The 258-nt window shown below is 34.5% G+C and carries 1 protein-coding gene; it reads left to right on the forward strand.

From position 1 onward, the window contains the following. Positions 1-258 (forward strand): CheR family methyltransferase (locus tag AAEY57_RS20415; RefSeq protein ID WP_350608713.1); only part of this gene is annotated, 258 nt, incomplete at both ends.

Genomic DNA, 258 nt, shown 5'->3' on the forward strand with positions numbered 1-258 from the left:
CGGCAATGGTATGGCACAAGTAAACGATACAATAAAAAAACAAGTTAGTTTTAGGCACCTGAATTTGCTTGATTCTTACGCGTTAATGGGCAAATTTGATATTATTTTTTGCCGTAATGTACTTATTTACTTTGCGCCTGAAATAAAAGCTAAAATTATTAATCAGTTTGCACAAGCATTAAACCCAAAAGGGTACTTATTTTTAGGAGCGTCAGAGTCCCTAACTGGCCTAAGTACTGAATTTGATATGGTTAGATG

Source organism: Pseudoalteromonas sp. MER144-MNA-CIBAN-0113, from assembly GCF_040308965.1.
Classification (GTDB): Bacteria; Pseudomonadota; Gammaproteobacteria; order Enterobacterales; family Alteromonadaceae; genus Pseudoalteromonas; species Pseudoalteromonas tetraodonis.